This window comes from Aeromonas sp. MR16 (assembly GCF_022549315.1).
In the GTDB taxonomy this organism is placed as follows: domain Bacteria; phylum Pseudomonadota; class Gammaproteobacteria; order Enterobacterales; family Aeromonadaceae; genus Aeromonas; species Aeromonas aquatica.
The window spans coordinates 14,886-32,154 of the sequence record NZ_JAKZFK010000027.1 but is presented as its reverse complement, the minus strand read 5'-3'; the positions used below and the strand labels follow the sequence as shown (position 1 = coordinate 32,154).

Annotated in this window: 17 protein-coding genes; 11 read left to right on the top strand and 6 right to left on the bottom strand. The window is 63.7% G+C overall.

Features of this window, described 5'->3' with window-relative positions:
- The first annotated feature begins 409 nt into the window (after window positions 1–409).
- Entirely contained in the window at window positions 410–1,174 is a 765-nt protein-coding gene (locus MM194_RS17140) for a helix-turn-helix transcriptional regulator (RefSeq protein WP_042643443.1), read from the top strand.
- A 71-nt stretch (window positions 1,175–1,245) separates the two neighbouring features.
- Here MM194_RS17140 and MM194_RS17135 read toward each other — a convergent pair whose 3' ends face one another.
- Window positions 1,246–2,079 carry a UTRA domain-containing protein gene (locus MM194_RS17135; RefSeq protein WP_241344241.1) on the bottom strand — a complete coding sequence of 278 codons (834 nt, stop codon included), beginning with the start codon at window positions 2,077–2,079 and terminating at the stop codon, window positions 1,246–1,248.
- A gap of 263 nt (window positions 2,080–2,342) precedes the next feature.
- Here MM194_RS17135 and MM194_RS17130 point away from each other — a divergent pair, with 263 nt between their 5' ends.
- The 6 genes from MM194_RS17130 (at window position 2,343) to MM194_RS17105 (ending at window position 7,657) form a co-directional block, all read left to right on the top strand.
- Window positions 2,343–3,389 (top strand): ABC transporter substrate-binding protein, encoded by a 1,047-nt coding sequence (locus MM194_RS17130; RefSeq protein ID WP_241344240.1) that lies wholly within the window; start codon window positions 2,343–2,345, stop codon window positions 3,387–3,389.
- 9 nt (window positions 3,390–3,398) lie between these two features.
- The gene (locus MM194_RS17125; RefSeq protein ID WP_241344239.1) at window positions 3,399–4,232 is read left to right on the top strand and encodes an alkaline phosphatase family protein; all 834 of its coding nucleotides are present in this window, start codon (window positions 3,399–3,401) and stop codon (window positions 4,230–4,232) included.
- The gene (locus MM194_RS17120; RefSeq protein ID WP_241344238.1) at window positions 4,232–5,128 is read left to right on the top strand and encodes an ABC transporter permease subunit; all 897 of its coding nucleotides are present in this window, start codon (window positions 4,232–4,234) and stop codon (window positions 5,126–5,128) included. Before MM194_RS17125 ends, MM194_RS17120 begins: the two co-directional genes overlap by 1 nt.
- Complete coding sequence (locus MM194_RS17115) at window positions 5,121–5,897, top strand: ABC transporter permease subunit (RefSeq protein WP_241344237.1); 777 nt, start codon at window positions 5,121–5,123, stop codon at window positions 5,895–5,897. Before MM194_RS17120 ends, MM194_RS17115 begins: the two co-directional genes overlap by 8 nt.
- A gap of 6 nt (window positions 5,898–5,903) precedes the next feature.
- Window positions 5,904–6,911, top strand: coding sequence for an ABC transporter ATP-binding protein (locus MM194_RS17110; RefSeq protein WP_241344236.1), 1,008 nt, complete (start codon window positions 5,904–5,906; stop codon window positions 6,909–6,911).
- 86 nt (window positions 6,912–6,997) lie between these two features.
- Window positions 6,998–7,657 (top strand): HAD family hydrolase, encoded by a 660-nt coding sequence (locus MM194_RS17105; protein WP_241344235.1) that lies wholly within the window; start codon window positions 6,998–7,000, stop codon window positions 7,655–7,657.
- Window positions 7,658–7,672: 15 nt separating this feature from the next.
- On the opposite strand, the gene MM194_RS17100 is transcribed toward MM194_RS17105, so the two are convergent.
- Entirely contained in the window at window positions 7,673–9,235 is a 1,563-nt protein-coding gene (locus MM194_RS17100) for a sensor domain-containing diguanylate cyclase (RefSeq protein WP_052100864.1), read from the bottom strand.
- Window positions 9,236–9,402: 167 nt separating this feature from the next.
- Here MM194_RS17100 and MM194_RS17095 point away from each other — a divergent pair, with 167 nt between their 5' ends.
- Entirely contained in the window at window positions 9,403–9,843 is a 441-nt protein-coding gene (locus tag MM194_RS17095) for a DUF2214 family protein (protein ID WP_033129791.1), read from the top strand.
- A gap of 133 nt (window positions 9,844–9,976) precedes the next feature.
- Window positions 9,977–10,888 (top strand): DMT family transporter, encoded by a 912-nt coding sequence (locus tag MM194_RS17090; RefSeq protein WP_241344234.1) that lies wholly within the window; start codon window positions 9,977–9,979, stop codon window positions 10,886–10,888.
- 161 nt (window positions 10,889–11,049) lie between these two features.
- Here MM194_RS17090 and MM194_RS17085 read toward each other — a convergent pair whose 3' ends face one another.
- Entirely contained in the window at window positions 11,050–11,910 is an 861-nt protein-coding gene (locus MM194_RS17085) for a GyrI-like domain-containing protein (protein WP_241344233.1), read from the bottom strand.
- Window positions 11,911–12,063: 153 nt separating this feature from the next.
- Entirely contained in the window at window positions 12,064–12,552 is a 489-nt protein-coding gene (locus tag MM194_RS17080) for a GNAT family N-acetyltransferase (RefSeq protein WP_241344253.1), read from the bottom strand.
- Window positions 12,553–12,715: 163 nt separating this feature from the next.
- On the opposite strand from MM194_RS17080, the gene MM194_RS17075 reads away from it, so the two are divergent.
- Window positions 12,716–14,161 carry a catalase gene (locus tag MM194_RS17075; RefSeq protein WP_241344232.1) on the top strand — a complete coding sequence of 482 codons (1,446 nt, stop codon included), beginning with the start codon at window positions 12,716–12,718 and terminating at the stop codon, window positions 14,159–14,161.
- A 643-nt stretch (window positions 14,162–14,804) separates the two neighbouring features.
- Here MM194_RS17075 and MM194_RS17070 read toward each other — a convergent pair.
- Window positions 14,805–15,116, bottom strand: coding sequence for a DUF1496 domain-containing protein (locus MM194_RS17070; protein WP_241344231.1), 312 nt, complete (start codon window positions 15,114–15,116; stop codon window positions 14,805–14,807).
- Between the two features lie 223 nt (window positions 15,117–15,339).
- Here MM194_RS17070 and MM194_RS17065 point away from each other — a divergent pair, with 223 nt between their 5' ends.
- Window positions 15,340–16,686, top strand: coding sequence for a hypothetical protein (locus tag MM194_RS17065; protein WP_241344230.1), 1,347 nt, complete (start codon window positions 15,340–15,342; stop codon window positions 16,684–16,686).
- Between the two features lie 79 nt (window positions 16,687–16,765).
- Here the strand turns inward: MM194_RS17065 and MM194_RS17060 are convergent, their stop codons facing one another.
- The gene (locus MM194_RS17060) at window positions 16,766–17,143 is read right to left on the bottom strand and encodes a hypothetical protein (protein ID WP_033129748.1); all 378 of its coding nucleotides are present in this window, start codon (window positions 17,141–17,143) and stop codon (window positions 16,766–16,768) included.
- Between the last annotated feature and the right edge of the window lie 126 nt (window positions 17,144–17,269).

Sequence of the window (17,269 nt, the reverse complement as noted above, 5' to 3'; positions counted from 1 at the left end):
GTATCGAAAGATGCGCCTCAGCCTTGACGGCGGGCTCAGATTTGGAGAAAAGAAAAAGCGGATCTCTCGCGAGTTCCGCTCAATGCCAGGAAAGAAAAAAAACCTTGCGGTTTAAAAACCCTTAATTTGGAAGCAAACAATCGTTTTCCAGGCCGCTGGGGCCGTGAATCCGATCCGGTTCGGATTATGTGCGATGTGCCGTGCATCACCAGCAAAATGTTGAAAGGTTGAAGGATATGCACCGCAAGGTGTCATTATCTGCCACCGGCCTCCTTCCTGGTCGGGCCACGCCGGTCTCTGCCGGCGGGTTTATCTTGCTCAAGCTAGACAGGTGTCAAAACTTGAGCCCAAAACAAAAAAAGAACTCACTCTCTGACACGACACAAGATGCAGATAAAGGATTAGTTGCATGACCTACAGCCAGACCCTGGCCAACCAGATTCTCGACACCCTGAAGAAGGCCCTGACCGACAAGGGGATCCGCTACCAGACCCTGGCGGAGGCCATGGGCGTCTCCATCGCCACCATCAAGCGGATGATGAACAAGCCCTCCCTGCCGTTCGATACCCTGCTGGAGCTCTGTCACTTGGTGGGGCTGTCGTTCGAGGAGCTGCTGGACCGCACCCAGGATGCCCAGAGCCGGCGCGCCGTCTTCACCCAGGAGCAGGACGAGGCATTCCACAAGGAGCCTGGCCTCTACGCCTTCCTCGCCAACATCTTCTGGCGCGACAAGGCCCTGGTGGATCTGAAGCGGGAGTACGGCCTGACCGATGCGTCCTGCTACCTCTACCTGCGCAAGCTGGAGCGGCTCGGCATACTGCAGCTCGGCCTCGACAACAGCTACCACTTTCTCATCAGCGAGCGCATCAGCTTCGAGCAGCACAGCCGCTTCGCCCGCCAGCAGGCGCGCCAGGCCATGGCGGTGCTGGGGGACTATCTGGTGGAGAACATGCACAAGTCCAACAACTACATGGCGCTCTGTCAGCTCCATCTGGACGAGACCGAGGCCATGGCGCTGATCGATCGGATGAAGGAGTACTGGCATCAGGAGCTCAAGCTGAACCGCCCCGCCATCGGCCAGCGGGAGCACACCAAGACCTACACCATGTCCCTGCAACTGGCGGACTGCGGCTACCAGAGCTTCGACGATCTGATCCCCAATATCGACAACTGATCCCCTGGCCGGGCGCGAGGATCCTCTCTCTGTACAGGATCCTTGCCTCCATCAGGACAGGATCCCCTTCCTCATGCTCGGATCTTCCCCTGACTCTCCGTTTGCGTTCCCGCTCTCGTCCCCAACGGGGGCAAGAGCGCCCGGGTGTCCAGGCAGATGCGGATCGCATCCGGTCGCCAGTGCTCGATGTCGCAATCCACCAGCGCGCCCGCCTCGTCATAGTTGACCCGCACCAGTCGCAGCACCGCGCTCCCCGGTGCCAGATTGAGGGCGCGGGCGATGGGGCCCCGCGCCGCCGAGGGGGTGATCTCCAGACTGGCGCCGCCCTGGCCTATGCCATAGCGCTGCGCGTAGAGCTCGGTGAGTGAGCCCGCCAGGGGGGCGCTGGCGATGTCGGGGAAGCGGCTCGCCAGCAGGTGGTGGCTGACGTGGAGCACGGGGCGGCCGTCGATCAGCCGCTGACGGCGGATCTCGTAGAGCGGGGTAAAGGGAGCCAGCCCCATCCAGCGGCACAGCTCGCTGCTGGCCAGGGCGCCGCCGTGGGCCAGCACCCGGGTCTCGGCTACGCGCTGCTGCTCGCCGATCCACTGGTGGAAGTGGGTGTGGATGGCGGGATCATAGGTGAGCCTTGGGGGCGCCACGAACCAGCCGCGCCGCTCGGCTCTGTAGATGAGACCGTCCGCTTCGAGGCTCGACAACGCCTCCTTGACGGTGATGCGGGTGGTGGCGAAACGCTCGCTCAGGGCGCGCTCGGCGGGCAACTGCTGCCCCGCCCCCAGCTGGCCGCTGCCGATATAGCGGCGCAGGGTCTGGCAGATCTGTTCACTCTTGGAGGGGGTTCGGCCATCGGCCACCACCTGCTCGCTCAGTCGCGGCTCTCTCACTGTCACATCCCTGTTAGTCATTCGGCTGGAGTAGACCAGCCGCTGTTGGCCCAGAGTTGTACCCTGGCAGGATGACAGCCAGGTGACAGGCTCATCAGTCTTCAAGCGGCTATCTACACACACGCCCGCCACCACCCTATCCACACCTTGAAGCAGCTCTGCCCTTCGAGAGGCCGCGGGTCTCATTTGTCATCAAACTGCCATTCAAATGCCCCGCCACCGTCATATTTCCCCTCTAGCATCCCTCTCGAACCTTAACTGACCTAGTCCAGAGGGATGGGATGATGAAAAGCGTGATCGCAAGTGCACTGGCCCTGGCGGCCATCAGTCAACCGCTGTTTGCCGCCGACAATATCGCGGATCTGGAAAAAGCCGCCCGCGGTGAAGGCCAGCTCAACAGCATCGGCATGCCCGACAGCTGGGCCAACTGGAAGGACACCTGGCAGCAGATCGGCAGTGTCTATGGCATCAAGCACCAGGACACCGACATGAGCTCGGCCCAGGAGATCGCCAAGTTTGCCGCCGAGAAGAGCAATGCCACCGCCGACATCGGCGACGTGGGTGGCGCCTTCGGCCCGGTCGCGGTCAAGCAGGGGGTCACCCAGCCCTACAAACCCTCCACCTGGGCGGACATCCCGAACTGGGCCAAGGACGCGGACGGCCACTGGATGCTGGCCTATACCGGCACCATCGCCTTCCTGATCAACAAGGATCTGGTCAAGGCTGCCCCCACCAGCTGGCAGTCCCTGCTCGGCGGTGACTACAAGGTGACCCTGGGTGATGTGGGCGTCGCTTCCCAGGCCAACAACGGCGTGCTGGCGGCGGCCTATGCCACCGGCGGCAGCGAAAAGGATCTCAAGCCCGCGCTGGAGCTGTTCGGCCAGCTGGCCAAGCAGGGCCGCCTGTCGCTGAACGACCCGACCATCGCCAACATCGAGAAGGGCGAGGTGGAGGTGGGGGTGCTGTGGGACTTCAACGCCCTCAACTACCGCGACCAGATCGATCCCAAGAAGTTTGATGTGGTGATCCCGAGCGACGGCTCCGTCATCGCCGGCTACACCACCATCATCAACAAGTGGGCCAAGAACCCCAACGCCGCCAAGCTGGCGCGGGAGTACATCCTCTCGGACGCAGGGCAAATCAACCTGGCTCGTGGCTATGCCCGCCCCATCCGCGACAACGTGGTGCTGCCGGATGACGTCAAGGCCAAGCTGCTGCCGGCGGAGCAATACGCCAACGCCAAGCCGGTGCAGGATCACGCCGCCTGGGAGCAGAGCTCCAAGGCCCTGCCGCGCCAGTGGCAGGAAACCGTCATGATCAACATGCAGTAAGGACAGCCTGTGCAACACAAGGTGATAGTGGTACTTGTGGATGGCCTGTCTGCCGAGGTAGCCCACACCATGGGCTACCTCACAGGCATGGTAGAGGCAGAGCGCGGGCTCTACACGACCCTGACGTGCGCCCTGCCCTCCCTCTCCCGGCCGCTCTACGAGTGCATCCTGACCGGCGTGCCGCCCGTGGCGAGCGGCATCACCCACAACGGTGTCAGCCGCCTCAGTCAACACGACTCCATCTTCCATCTCGCCCGCGCCGGCGGCAAAGGCACGGCGGCCGCGGCCTATCACTGGGTGAGCGAGCTCTACAATCGCAGCCCCTGGCAGCCGCTGCGGGATCGCTTCACCCATAACGAACAGTTGCCGATCCAGCACGGCTGCTTCTACTGGGACGACGGCTACCCCGACAGCCACCTGCTGCTGGACGGTGAATGGCTGCGCACCCAGTATGACCCCGACTTCCTGCTGATCCATCCCATGGGGGTGGACGACGCGGGCCATCGCTTCGGGCTGGATTCCCGCCAGTACCGCAATCAGGCACGGCGCATGGACAGCCTGCTGGCCGATCTGCTGCCCCAGTGGCTGGCAGAAGGCTATCAGGTGCTGATCACCGCGGATCACGGCATGAACGAGGATCTCAGCCACGGCGGCACCCTGCCCGAAGAGCGCGGCGTGCCGCTCTGGCTGTTTGGAGAGGCCTTCGTGACCCAGTGGCCAGCCGGCCCCGCACTGCAACAGACCCAGCTCTGCGCCCTGATGGCGGATCTGCTCGGGATTGCCCACGACAAGCCGAGCGGCCCCCAGCTGCTCAAGGCGAGCCACCAGCGGGAGGTGCACTGATGATGCCCGCCGCCACTGACACCCTGACAACACAAGACGCACGCCAGGGCCGCACCCGCCGCCACTGGCTGCCCGCCCTAGTGCTGCTGCCCTTCGCCCTGCTGATGATCCTGTTCCAGCTCGCCCCCATGGTGTGGGTGCTGGTGGGCAGCTTCCAGACGCCGGACGGCTGGGGGCTGGCCCATTACCGGGAGATCCTGAGCTCCCCCTTCTACCTGCAATCCTTTGGCAACTCGTTTCGCATCGCCGGCATCGCCAGCCTGGCGGGGCTCGCCATCGGCACCCTGGGGGCGGCGGCCCTGCGTCACAGCGGCGAGGGGATCAAGCGCCTGCTGCTGGCGTTTGTCACCATGACCAGCAACTTCAGCGGCGTGCCGCTGGCCTTCGCCTTCATCATCGTGCTCGGCATCAACGGCGCCATCACCCTGCTGCTCAAGTCCTGGGGCTGGATCGACGGCTTCAACCTCTACTCGGGCAGCGGCCTCATCCTCATCTACACCTACTTCCAGATACCCCTCGCCCTGCTGCTGCTCTACCCGGCCTTCGATACCCTGCAGGATGATTGGCCCCAGGCCGCCGCCCTGCTCGGCGCCAGCAAGCGGCAGTATGTGTGGCACGTGGCGCTGCCGGTGCTCACCCCCGCCCTGCTCGGCACCCTGATCATCCTGTTTGCCAATGCGGTGGGCGCCTACGCCTCCGCCTATGCCCTCACCACCGGCAACTTCAACCTGGTGACCATCCGGGTGGCCAGCCTGGTCTCCGGCGACATCTTCCTCGAACCGAACCTGGCGGCGGCGCTGGCGGTGATCCTGATGGTGCTGCTGGGGGTCGTCACAGCCGCCAACCAGTGGCTGCTGAAAAGAAGCTATGTGAACAAGGGGAACCAGCATGCGTGATCTCAACCCCCGCTGGCCAAAGTGGGTGCTTGGCGCCCTGGTGGCGACCCTGCTGCTGCCCCTGCTGGCCACCTTTATCTACTCCATCTCCACCCGCTGGGGCGCCACCCTGCTGCCGGATGGCTTCACCCTCGACTGGTATCTCAAGCTGTGGGGAGATCCCCGCTTCCTGGCCGCCTTCGGCCGCAGCCTGCTGGTCTGCTTCGCGACCCTGCTGCTGGGGACGCTCGTGCTGGTGCCGACCGTGCTGGTAGTGGCTTATTACTTCCCCAAGCTGGATCCCTGGATGAATCTGCTGATCCTGCTGCCCTTCGCGGTGCCGCCGGTGGTCTCCTCGGTGGGCCTGCTGCAGATCTACGCCGACGGCCCCCTGCCCCTCATCGGCACGCCGTGGATCCTGGTGGGCACCTGGTTCACCATAGTGCTGCCCTTCATGTACCGGGCGCTCGCCAACAACCTGCAAGGGATACCCCTCAAGGATCTGATGGACGCCGCCCACCTGCTCGGTGCCGGCAGCGCCCGCGCCTTCGCGCTGGTGGTACTGCCCTGCCTGCGCAAGGGCTTGCTGGCGGCACTGTTCCTGTCCCTCTCCTTCCTGCTCGGGGAATTTGTGTTCGCCAACATGCTGGTGGGCACCCGCTACGAGACCCTGCAGGTCTATCTCTACAACATGCGCGCCACCTCGGGGCACTTCACCAGCGCCCTGGTGATGAGCTACTTCCTGCTGACCCTGCTGCTCACCTGGGCGGCGAACAGATTCCATCGGTGATCCAAGATGTTTCATCTAGAAGTCAATCAGTTACACAAGTCCTACGGCGAGACCCGGGTGTTCGAGGGGATCGAATTCGGCATCCGCAAGGGGGAGCTGGTCACCCTGCTCGGCCCCTCCGGCTGCGGCAAGTCCACCCTGCTGCGGGCCCTGGCCGGGCTGACCCCGGTCGACGGCGGCCAGATCCGGGTCGCCGGTGAAGACATCACCTGGCAGGCCCCCCAGCAGCGCGGCATCGGCATGGTGTTCCAGAGCTATGCCCTGTTCCCGAACATGACGGTGTGGGACAACGTGGCCTTCGGCCTGCGCATGAAGCCCCAGCCGGGGCGGGAGCTGGCCGCCAGCGTGCGGGAGGTGCTCGCACTGGTGGAGCTCGAAGAGCTGGCGAAGCGCTACCCGAGCGAGCTCTCCGGCGGCCAGCGCCAGCGGGTGGCCCTGGCCCGCGCTTTGGTGGTGCGGCCGCGCATACTGCTGCTGGACGAGCCATTGTCGGCGCTGGATGCCCGCATCCGCCGTAGCCTGCGCCAGCAGATCCGCGAGATCCAGCAACGGCTCGAGCTGACCACCCTGTTCGTCACCCACGATCAGGAGGAGGCACTGACCATGTCGGATCGGGTGTTCCTGATGGACAGGGGGCGCATAGTGCAGAGCGGCAGCCCGGAGCAGATCTACACCCAGCCCGCCAACGCCTTCGTGGCGAGCTTCATCGGCCACTACAACCTGCTGGATCCCGAGCAGGCCAAGTCACTGCTCGGCCCGCGAACACATAGCCGGCTGGCCCTGCGCCCCGAGTCCATCAGCCTGCTGCCGGCGGGCACCGAGGGCCATGAACACAGCCTGCCCGGCATCATTCGCCAACAGCAGTTGCTCGGCAACGTCATCCGCTACCAGGTCGAATGCGAGGCCGGGCTGCTGACGGTGGACGTGCTCAACCGCTCGGCCAGGGATCTGCTGGCGGTGGGCACCAGGGTCACCCTGGCGGTGGCCCGGGATCAGCTGTGTGAGGTAGCATAAGCCCATGGTTTGCATTCTCTTTTCAGCGGTTGCGCGGCCAGAGCGCGGCCCCTCATCATCCCCCGTTTTGATAGCAAGGAGCCCACATGGCACTGGCACTGTTTGATTTGGACGAGACCCTGATCGCCGGAGACTGTGCCAGCCTCTGGCTGGAGTACATGGTGGCCGAGGAGCTGGCCCCGGCGACCATGGTGGCCGAGGAGCAGGCCATGATGTCCCTCTACCATCAGGGCAAGATGGACATGCACCAGTACATGGCCTTCACCCTGCAACCCCTGGTGGGCAAGTCACAGGCCTGGCTCGAGCAACAGTGCCAACACTTTGCCGAGGGAGTGCTGCGGGAGCGGCTCTACCCGGAAGGGCTGGCCCGCATCGAGTGGCACCGGGAGCGCGGCGATGTGCTGGTGCTGATCTCCGCCTCCGGCGAGCACCTGGTGGCCCCCATGGCCCGCATGCTGGGGATGGATCACTGCGTCGCCATCCTGCTGGACGAGGAGGCCGGCATGCTGACCGGCCAGACCAGGGGCACTCTCAGCTTTCGCGAGGGCAAGGTGGCCCGCATCAACCAGCTGTTCGCCGGACAGTCCGGGATCTGGCAGGAGAGTCACGGCTACAGCGACTCCCACAACGATCTGCCGCTGCTGCGGGCGGTGACTCATCCCTATGCGGTCAACCCCGCCCCCGGCCTGCGCCAGGTGGCCGAGGCGCTGCGCTGGCCGATCCTGGCCTGGCAGCTGACGGCCTGAACGCAGAAGGGACCCTCAGGTCCCTTCGTTGCTCAGTGTGGCGATCCTGAGCGCTGACGCCCCCGCCGATCCCGGCGGTTGGCCGAAGTAGATACGGTTCTTGCCGTCATGTTTGGCGCGATACACCTCGGCATCCGCCAGCTCCAGCAAGGCCTTGGCATCCAGACCCGGCGCACTGGCCACCAGCCCGCCGCTGAAGGTGATGGCGAGGCCGGGTTCGCGCCAGTCCAGAGAAGCAACCCCGACTCGGAACTGCTCCAGCAGCAGGTGGCAGAAGTGGATGTCCGGGTTGATCAGCAGCACCGTCAGCTCCTCACCGCCGTAGCGGAAGACCCAGCCGTGATCCCCCAGCAGCCGGTTGCCGAGCGCAGCCACCCGCTTGAGCACCACGTCCCCGGTCTGGTGGCCATAGGTGTCATTGACCCGTTTGAAGTTGTCCAGATCCAGCATGGCCAGGCAGAAGGGCTGCTGCTCCACCAACAGATGATGCAGCCGCTCATCGAAGAAGCGCCGGTTGTAGAGGCCGGTCAGCTTGTCCAGGTTGGCCTGCTGGCGCACCTCGTGATAGTCCTTGCTCACCTCCGCCAGCTCCGCATAGACATGCCTGAGCTCGCGCATGCCGCCCTGGGGCACATCATCGGGTTGCAGACGGCTGGCGCGGATCATGGTGGAGATCTCGTCCAGCATGCGCCTGAAGTAACGGGCCCAGAACAGCGCCAGCAGCGCATAGAGCACGCAGGCCAGCACCAACACTCCCAGCACGTTGAAGGAGGCGCGCGCCACCACGGCCTGGAAGCTGGCCGCCGGTTGCACGCTGATCAGCACCCAGTTCCAGTGGGGCAGCCGGCGATAGGCCACAAACTGCTGGGTTTCGGTGTCGAGGAAGATGCCCTCTGTGCTGTCGAAACGCGAGAGCCAGTGGGGGCTGGGCATGGACTTGAGCAGCCAGGCGGGGTCCGGATAGGCCAGCACCTTGCCGGACTGGTTGATGATCATCTGGTAGCCCGCCTCCGGCTGCTTGTTCAGCTGGGCCGAGAAGGGGGCCAGTACCACATCGATGGCCACCACGGCCTGTATCTTGCCCTCCCGATCGGACAGGGTCCGTGCCAGGGAGATCATCAGCTGGTCGTGCAGCTCACCGTAGCCCTGATAGGGGTCCGTCCACACCAGCTTGCCCGCCTGCTGGCTGGCCAGCCGATACCAGGGGCGCGTTCTGGGATCGTAGTCGGCGGGTACCTCGGGTCTGGGGTAGATGAGGAAATCGCCCTTGGCGGTGCCGACATAGGCGGAGTCGAGATCGGCCATGACCCCCTTGTAGAGCGCCCACTCCTGCAGATAGCGCTCCCCGTGCCGCAGCCCGCCGCCACTGAAGTCCTCGACCAGCGTCCGGTCGTAGATCAGATTGAACTGGCGTTCCAGCTCGTTGAGGTAGGGCTCGATGAAGGTATGCTGCAACTGCTTGTTGGTGGCGAGCAGGCGCTGCTGCAGATCGATTTGGAGGCTGCGCTCCATGTGCAGGTAGTAGATACTGCCCAGCATCAGCACCGGCAGGAAAAGCAATGCCAGCCCCAGTCGCATCCTGGCAACCAGAGACCAGTGTTGAGTGATATCAACCCGCGTGTCGTGCTTGGCCAATCCAGACCCTCGGCTATCGTCAGATGCGATGTAGTGTGAGAATATCAGCCCCGCCTAATGGCGTCCAAGAGGAAGCTTGTGGTGTGCCGGACGAGAAGGAATTTGCCCAGATGTTGAACCAGGACCTGCTGACGGCGCTCCATTATTGTGCCGTGATCACCCTGACCGGCGCCGTGACGTCGGAATATTTTCTGTTTCGCCGCGGCATGTCCATCGAACAGGTGCGCAAGCTGCTGATCGCGGACAGCCTGGTGGCGCTGGCCCTGTTGCTCATCTTCATCACCGGCGTGTTGCAGGTGTTCAACCACGATCTGACACCGAGCGTCCTGCTCGCCAATCCCGGCTATCGCATCAAGCTGCTGCTGTTCTTCTGCATGGTCATCAGTTTTGGCTACCCCAGCCGGCTGTTCCAGCGCTGGCGCCACTCCCTGCGTCAGGGGCGCGCCCCCATGGTCTCCATCCAGCAGCAATTCTGGGTGGTCTGGATCCTGCGTGGCAACCTGCTCTTGCTCGCCCTGATCCCCCTGCTGGCCAAGCTCGCCAATGGCTGAAAACCCCTGACGCGCCACCCCACCCGCAGATCAAAGAGTGAAAATGGCTGGCGACAACTCCCCCCGCGGACGGGTATCGTACTGACAGAGGCCGTGGAGTGCCGCTATGACTGTTTTTCAGGGATGAATCCGTATGCGTTCGAACATGATGTTATTGATGGCCGCCGCCATCTGGGGACTGGGCTTCGTGGCCCAGCGCCTGGGCATGGATCACATGGGGCCCTTCACCTTCAACGGCCTGCGCTTCCTGCTCGGCGCCCTCTCGCTGCTGCCGCTGTTGTGGTGGCTCAAGTCGCGCCAGCCCAGCGCGCCATCCGGGTCATCGTCCGGCGAACGCCGGCTGCTGCTGACCGGCGGCCTCATCGCCGGTACCGTGCTGTTCAGCGCCGCCTCCCTGCAACAGGTGGGGCTGCTCTACACCACGGCCGCCAAGGCGGGTTTCATCACCGGCCTCTACATCATTCTGGTGCCCGTCATCGGCCTGTTGCTGCGCCACAAAACCGGGGCCAACACCTGGGTCGGCGCCCTCATCGCCATGGCCGGCCTCTACTACCTCAGCGTGACCGATGACTTCACCATCGGCTACGGGGATCTGCTGCAGGTGGTCGGCGCCCTGTTCTGGGCCATTCACCTGTTGCTGCTGGATCACTACTCGAACCGGGTCGCGCCCATCCGCCTCGCCGGCGTGCAGTTCGTGGTATGCGGGCTGCTGAGCCTCGCCACCGCCTTCGTCATCGAGACCCCGACCCTCGGCGGCGCCGTGGCGGGCTGGCAGGCGCTGCTCTATGCCGGGCTGGTGTCGGTCGGCATCGGCTACACCCTGCAGGTGGTGGGCCAGCGTGGCGCCCACCCGGCCCATGCCGCCATCATCCTCAGCCTGGAGACGGTGTTTGCCGCCATCGGTGGCGTGCTGCTGCTGGGCGAAACCCTGGATGAACGGGCTATCGTCGGCTGCAGCCTGATGCTGGCGGGTATGCTGATCTCCCAGATCCGGCTGCGCTGGTGGTGGAAATCCCGCCGGGACAAGGTACCCAGCCAGTCCTGACCCCACGCTACCCCACAGGCTCCCTAATGGATGAGGTGTGATAGCCGACCATGCCGAAGCGGGATCGCGAGCCCAAATGCAAAGAGGAGCCATCACTGGCTCCTCTTGGTTTTATCTCGTATATCCACTGCTTTTTTATCTTGAGGCAGTCGCCCTGACTATCAGACCTTAACGCTGGAGCAGAAGCTGACGTCGTCGCGCAGGGGATCGTTGCTCACGCTGTGATAGAGCTCGAAGCAGGGTCCACTGCCAAATTCCAGCCCGGCGGCGACGATGTCATTGATGTGCTCCTGCCAGCGCGGTCCGTACTGGCTTCTGTCCGTGATGAGATAGCGGGACTGGGCGTAGCGACCGGCGGGAATGAGCTGAGCCTCCACCTCCCCCTCGCCCCGGGTCTGGGGCGGCACCGTGATGCCGATGTCGGTGCGGCACTGGGCCGGCGGCGTCACCTCGGGGTTGTCGTGGTAGATGAAGATCCACTCCCCGCCCTCGAGTCCGCGCGCGGCAGCCCATTGATGCAGGCGGCCACAGACCGCGTCATAGCCCTCCCCATAGGGGCCTGTCACCCGGATATAGGCCAGGGTGCGGGCATCCATCTCGACGGTTTTCATGTTGTTGCTCCTTGCTGATGAGTGGCCTTCAGCATAAGGGAGCAGCCCGTCCCAGGCGTGTCCATCCTTGCTCTCCTGGTGTCCATTCTTGCGCTTGTCACGGCGAAACTCGCCAGGAGCGCAGCCGTAGTGGCGGCGAAATGCCTTGGCGAAGGCCTGGGAACTGGCGAGCCCCGCCCCCAGTGCAATGGCCGTGACGCTGGCATCCGTGTAGCACAGCTGCCAGGCTGCCCGCTGCATGCGCAGACGCCGGCACATCTCCCCCGGCGCCTCCCCCACCACGGCGGTGAATACCCGGTGGAAGTGGAAGAGGGAGAGGCAGGCCAGCGCCGCCAGTGCCTCGATGGAGAGCTCGGGATCCTGCTCCAGCGCCCGGATGGCGGGCCGCAGGCGGGCGCGATAATCGATCATGGCTGTTTCACTCTTATGGCAATCAGATCAGTCCCACTCTCTAGCGCATCGACGCAGTAGAACTGGTGATATGACCCTTGATGGCGGGAGCATCTCTGACAGGCACGACAGTCAATCATGGCTGCTTCACTCTCATAGCACTCTCACTGGCTCTCACGGCAAGCGGACCCGCCCCATATGCAAAGCATCGACGAAACGCCCTTCACGAAACGCATAGGCGGGTGAGCAACCTTCCTGCTCGAAGCCGAACTTGCGGTAGAGCGCGATGGCGGCCGCGTTGTCGCTGTAGACCGTCAGCTCGAGCCGCTGCAGGTTGAGCCAGTTGTCCGCCAGATCCACCGCCGCCCCCAGCAGGGCCGAGCCCACCCCGCGGCCGGCCCAGTCATCCCGTACCCCCATGCCGATGCCAGCCACATGGCGACGACGTGGATTCGGCTCGATCGAGAGCCCGAGATTACCCACCAGCAGGCCGTCCACGAGCGCCACCAGACCATGACCGCTGTACTCGGCGAGGCGCTGCTGCCACATGGCCAGGGTCGGATAGGGCATCTGCAGGGTGCCTGCCTGAGCCTTTGGCATGGCATAGAGATCCCGCAACCCCTGGGCATCTCCGGCCTCCGCCTGACGAATCCTGATATCAATCATCCCCTCTCCTCCCTGATGCGTGAACGTCCGTCCAAAATAGCGCCCTTTGTGTCCGTAGCCAACTCCATTCAGGCCACCTATCAAACACTTAGAGCTGACCGATTGGCCCCGCTCGCGCCCCTTGCCGTATCGTACCCCCATCATCACAAGGAGATGCCCCATGACTGACAAGACCCTGCACAGCGCCAACGGTGCCCCCGTCGTCGACAACAACAACAGCCTCACCGCCGGCCCCCGCGGCCCGGTGCTGATGCAAGACATCTGGTTGATGGAAAAACTGGCCCACTTCGACCGTGAGCGTATTCCCGAGCGAGTGGTTCACGCTAAAGGCTCCGGCGCCTACGGCACCTTTACCCTGACCCACGACATCAGCCAGTTCAGCAAGGCCGATCTGTTCAACAGCGTCGGCAAGCAGACCCCGGTGTTCCTGCGCTTCTCCACGGTCGCCGGTGAGAAGGGCGCCGCCGATGCGGAGCGCGATGTGCGCGGCTTCGCCCTGAAGTTCTACACCGAGCAGGGCAACTGGGATCTGGTGGGCAACAACACCCCGGTGTTCTTCATTCGCGATCCCCTGAAATTCCCGGACTTCATCCACACCCAGAAGCGGGATCCCCGCACCAACCTGCGCAGCGCCACCGCCGCCTGGGACTTCTGGTCACGCCACCCGGAATCCCTGCACCAGATCACCACCCTGTTCAGCGATCGCGGCATCCCCAAGAGCCTGCGGGAGATGAACGGCTACGGCAGCCACACCTTCAGCTTCATCAACGACGCGAATGAGCGCTTCTGGGTCAAGTTCCACTTCAAGACCGAGCAGGGCCACAGCTTCTACACCGATGAGGAGGCCGCCAACGTGGTCGGCCAGGATCGGGAGAGCAGTCAGGCGGATCTGTTCAACGCCATCGAGCGGGGCGACTTCCCGCGCTGGAAGGTCTATGTGCAGGTGATGCCGGAGGCCGAGGCCCAAAGCTACGAGATCCACCCCTTCGATCTCACCAAGGTATGGCCGCACAAGGATTACCCGCTGATCCCGGTCGGGGTGCTCGAGCTCAACCAGAACCCGGACAACTACTTCGCCCACGTGGAGCAGGCGGCCTTCACCCCGGCCAACGTGGTGCCCGGCATCGGCTTCTCGCCGGATCGCATGCTGCAGGGCCGACTGTTCTCCTACGGCGACACCCAGCGCTACCGTCTCGGGGTCAACCACGGCCTGCTGCCGGTCAACGCCCCCCGCTGCCCATTCAGCGGCGCCCACCGCGATGGCGCCATGCGCTCCGACGGCAACGGTGGCGCCAGCCCCAACTACCAGCCGAACCGCTTCGGCACCCAGCAACCGAGCGGGCAGCAGGAGCCGGCCCTGAGTCTGGAGGGAGCCGCCCTGCACTACGATTTTCGTGACTACGATGACGACTACTACAGCCAGCCGGGCAACCTGTTCCGTATCATGGACGAGGGGCAGCGCTCGCGGCTCGCCGCCAACCTGGCGCGCTCCCTCATCCATGTGGAGGACGACGCCATCGTCCAGGCCCAGCTCAAGCACTTCGAGCAGGCGGATCCGGAATACGCCAAGCGGGTTGCGCTGGCACTGGCCGCCTTGCAGCGCTAACCCTCTGACATACAATAAAAAAGGAGGCCAATCGGCCTCCTTTTTACGCTCTAAACGAAATATAAAATCGGGCCCCTAAGGCCCCGTTTTCCAATTAATCATCAATCCCGAACACAGCGCCCTCGCGCTCTGCCCGCTCCCGTACCACCAGGCGTTTATACCACCAGCACTGCGACGACGTTGGATATCAACAAGGAGTGGAAGAGCGACGAACTCCTGCCACCCACGGACAAGATATAAAAACGGGACCCTAAGGCCCCGTTTTCCAATTAATCATCAATCCCGAACGCAGCGCCTTCGCGCTCTGCCCGCTCCCGTACCAATAGGCGTTTGTACCACCAGCACTGCGACGACGTTGGATATCAACAAGGAGTGGAAGAGCGACGAACTCCTGCCACCCACGGACAAGATATAAAAACGGGACCCTAAGGCCCCGTTTTCCAATTAATCATTAATCCCGAACGGAACGCGCTTCGCGCTCTGCCCGCTCACGTACCAATAGGCGTTTGTACCACCAGCTACTACGACGACGTTGCATATTGGAAGAGCGACGAGCCATTGCTTAGATCCCACCCAAGAGAAGAAAGAGCCGCATTATGCGACAGAGGTCACGCCCATGTCTGTAGCTGGATCAAGAAAAGGCTCACTGACCCACCCTGATCGTCTCCCGGTTGCCACTCTCTTCGGCGGCGGGCCGGCGCAGCTGAGGCTCGTGCCAGGCCAGGGGGCCCTTGCTCTCCAGCACGTGCTGGGGACCACACTCCAGCCAGACATCCCCCTGCTGGATGCGGGCGCCCTGGAAGTATTTCTGATCCTGATACCAGCAGACCCGCTCGGGCAGTGAGCCGAGGGGCAGCACCAGATCCGTGCCCACCGACTGGGTCAGGGTATTGGGGGCGGCAAGGGCGGGGGTTAGAGCACTCAGGGCAAGCAGACAGAACAAGGATCGGATCATGGGAAAACACCTGTGACAACGGAAGCCGGGTCTCCCAAGGCGACCATCCGGGTCGCCGACTTGACCAATAAATGTCGGCCCGTCTGGCATTCCGGAAGCAATATGGTAGCCTGCCTGCGCCCGTCGCTTCCATGGTGGAAGGGGCGGCCCAGTTCAGGTGATGTTGTCGGGATATGACAGCATAACCCCATATTAATCAAATAGTTACTTGGATATGTCGTCGATGCGTATCATGCCGTTGCTCAAGGCTGCCTGCCTGAGCCTGATGTTGTCCGCCTGCGTTGCCCCCCTGCTGATGATGAGCCCCACCAGCCAGCTGATGTGGGCACTGCTCAAGCCCCTGGTCGGTTTCGATCCGAACGAAGCCAACCTGTTCGAGCAGCCGATCATCAAGGATCGGATGACCGCCATGCTGGGGCCCAATTACGACAGCACCATGCAGCTGCTCAAGACCGCCAACGAGTTGCAGCAGGAGGGGCCACTGTTCTACGTGGTCTCTCGCTACGCCCCGGTGCCGGATGCCGCCAAGCAGGCGGGCATGGTGTGGAACGCCGAGACCAACCAGCTCTCCGTCATGCTGCAGAAGAAGGATGGCGCCACCCAGGTGTTTGGTGAGAACCTGACGGCGGCCACCCCGAGCTGGCCGAGCGCCATGCAGGATTGGCAGAGCCAGAGTGGCACCACGGCCACCGCCCTCAACGGCGTCGGCCAGGCCATGACAGGATCCGGAGGTTCCCTGCTCGGCAACATGATGGGTAACCTGCAGCAGAGCACAGCCCAGGCGATAACGGGCTCCGCCAGGCAAGCGGTCGGCAGCGCCACCGGCGCGGTGCAGCAGCAAGTGAGCAAGAGCGCCACCGGCACCCTGCAGCAGGCCAACCAGGCCGTGACGGATTCCGCCAAGCTGGCGGTGAGCAGTGCCGTTGCCAGTACCCAACAGCAAGCGACCAAGACAGTGGCCGACACCGCCACCACCACGGTGCAGCAACAAGCCAGCAAGGCCGCGGCAGACACCGCCAAACCGGCCGCCAGCGACACCACCGCCACGGCGCAGCAACAGGCCAGCAAGGCCGCGGCAGACACCGCCAAGCAGGCGGCCGACAATGCCACCACCACTGTGCAGCAGCAGGACAGCAAGGCCGCGGCAGACACCGCCAGGCAGGCGGTCGACAACGCCACCACCACGGTGCAGCAACAAGCCAGCAAGGCCGCGGCCGAACCCGCCAAGCAGGCGGTCAGCAACGCTACCTCCACTGCGCAGCAACAGGCCGGCAAGGCCGTGACCGAACCCGCCAAGCAGGCGGCCGACAATGCCACCACCACGGCGCAGCAGCAGGCCAGCAAGGCCGTGGCTGACACCGCCAAGCAGGCGGTCGGCAACGCCACCGCTACCGTGCAGCAGCAGGCCAGCAAGGCCGTCGCCGACACTGCCAAGCAGGCGGTCAGCAACGCTACCGCCACCGTGCAGCAGCAAGCCAGCAAGGCCCTGGCCGATACCGTCAAGGCCGCAGAGCCGGGCGACCAGGCCAGGGCAGACGCCGAGGCAGAGCTCGAGAAACTGCTGAACTGATTTCTGGTGGAATATCCCACCATGAAAACAGGCCACCCTGGGGTGGCCTGTTGTTTATCTGCGTATAGGCAGTGGATCCTTAAAGATGGCGATCCTGCTCGACCTGCTTGGTCTCGGCCCCTTCGCTGTGCTCGATGGCGGTGCGAATGAGGTCGACGCCGGCCCGGATGATCAACACCCCCATGTTGACCAGCTTGACGCAGACCCACAGGAAGGTGATCAGCAGTATCAGCTTGAGCACCGTCTGGAATGCCTCCAGGAAATTCTGCTCGAGCTGGTTGGTGAGGCCGCTGGCGCTGGTCATCAGCCAGGTGTAAACCTCACGCACGAAGGGGATGCGGCTCGGCATCTCCAGCACGTCCAGTGCGGCGGGCAAGGCCTGAAAGATGACGATGCTGCCAAAGAGTATCAGGATGACGCCAATGCCTATCCCCAAGAAAAAACCAATCTGTCGCATGGAAGGCCCCAAGCAGTGTTGAATGAGAAGAACAATAGCCGCCAATAGTAGGGACTGCCTCGGCCGACGGCAATCCTTGTGGCTCGATTTGGGCCCGAACTGCGCCGCTTCGGCCGGGATTTCATC

Bases quoted from the DNA above. Each gene is read 5' to 3' on its own strand.
- MM194_RS17140 (WP_042643443.1), top strand. From the start codon at position 410: ATGACCTACAGCCAGACCCTGGCCAACCAGATTCTCGACACCCTGAAG.
- MM194_RS17135 (WP_241344241.1), bottom strand. From the start codon at position 2,079: ATGACTAACAGGGATGTGACAGTGAGAGAGCCGCGACTGAGCGAGCAG.
- MM194_RS17130 (WP_241344240.1), top strand. From the start codon at position 2,343: ATGAAAAGCGTGATCGCAAGTGCACTGGCCCTGGCGGCCATCAGTCAA.
- MM194_RS17120 (WP_241344238.1), top strand. From the start codon at position 4,232: ATGATGCCCGCCGCCACTGACACCCTGACAACACAAGACGCACGCCAG.
- MM194_RS17115 (WP_241344237.1), top strand. From the start codon at position 5,121: ATGCGTGATCTCAACCCCCGCTGGCCAAAGTGGGTGCTTGGCGCCCTG.
- MM194_RS17110 (WP_241344236.1), top strand. From the start codon at position 5,904: ATGTTTCATCTAGAAGTCAATCAGTTACACAAGTCCTACGGCGAGACC.
- MM194_RS17105 (WP_241344235.1), top strand. From the start codon at position 6,998: ATGGCACTGGCACTGTTTGATTTGGACGAGACCCTGATCGCCGGAGAC.
- MM194_RS17100 (WP_052100864.1), bottom strand. From the start codon at position 9,235: ATGCGACTGGGGCTGGCATTGCTTTTCCTGCCGGTGCTGATGCTGGGC.
- MM194_RS17095 (WP_033129791.1), top strand. From the start codon at position 9,403: ATGTTGAACCAGGACCTGCTGACGGCGCTCCATTATTGTGCCGTGATC.
- MM194_RS17090 (WP_241344234.1), top strand. From the start codon at position 9,977: ATGCGTTCGAACATGATGTTATTGATGGCCGCCGCCATCTGGGGACTG.
- MM194_RS17085 (WP_241344233.1), bottom strand. From the start codon at position 11,910: ATGATCGATTATCGCGCCCGCCTGCGGCCCGCCATCCGGGCGCTGGAG.
- MM194_RS17075 (WP_241344232.1), top strand. From the start codon at position 12,716: ATGACTGACAAGACCCTGCACAGCGCCAACGGTGCCCCCGTCGTCGAC.
- MM194_RS17070 (WP_241344231.1), bottom strand. From the start codon at position 15,116: ATGATCCGATCCTTGTTCTGTCTGCTTGCCCTGAGTGCTCTAACCCCC.
- MM194_RS17065 (WP_241344230.1), top strand. From the start codon at position 15,340: ATGCGTATCATGCCGTTGCTCAAGGCTGCCTGCCTGAGCCTGATGTTG.
- MM194_RS17060 (WP_033129748.1), bottom strand. From the start codon at position 17,143: ATGCGACAGATTGGTTTTTTCTTGGGGATAGGCATTGGCGTCATCCTG.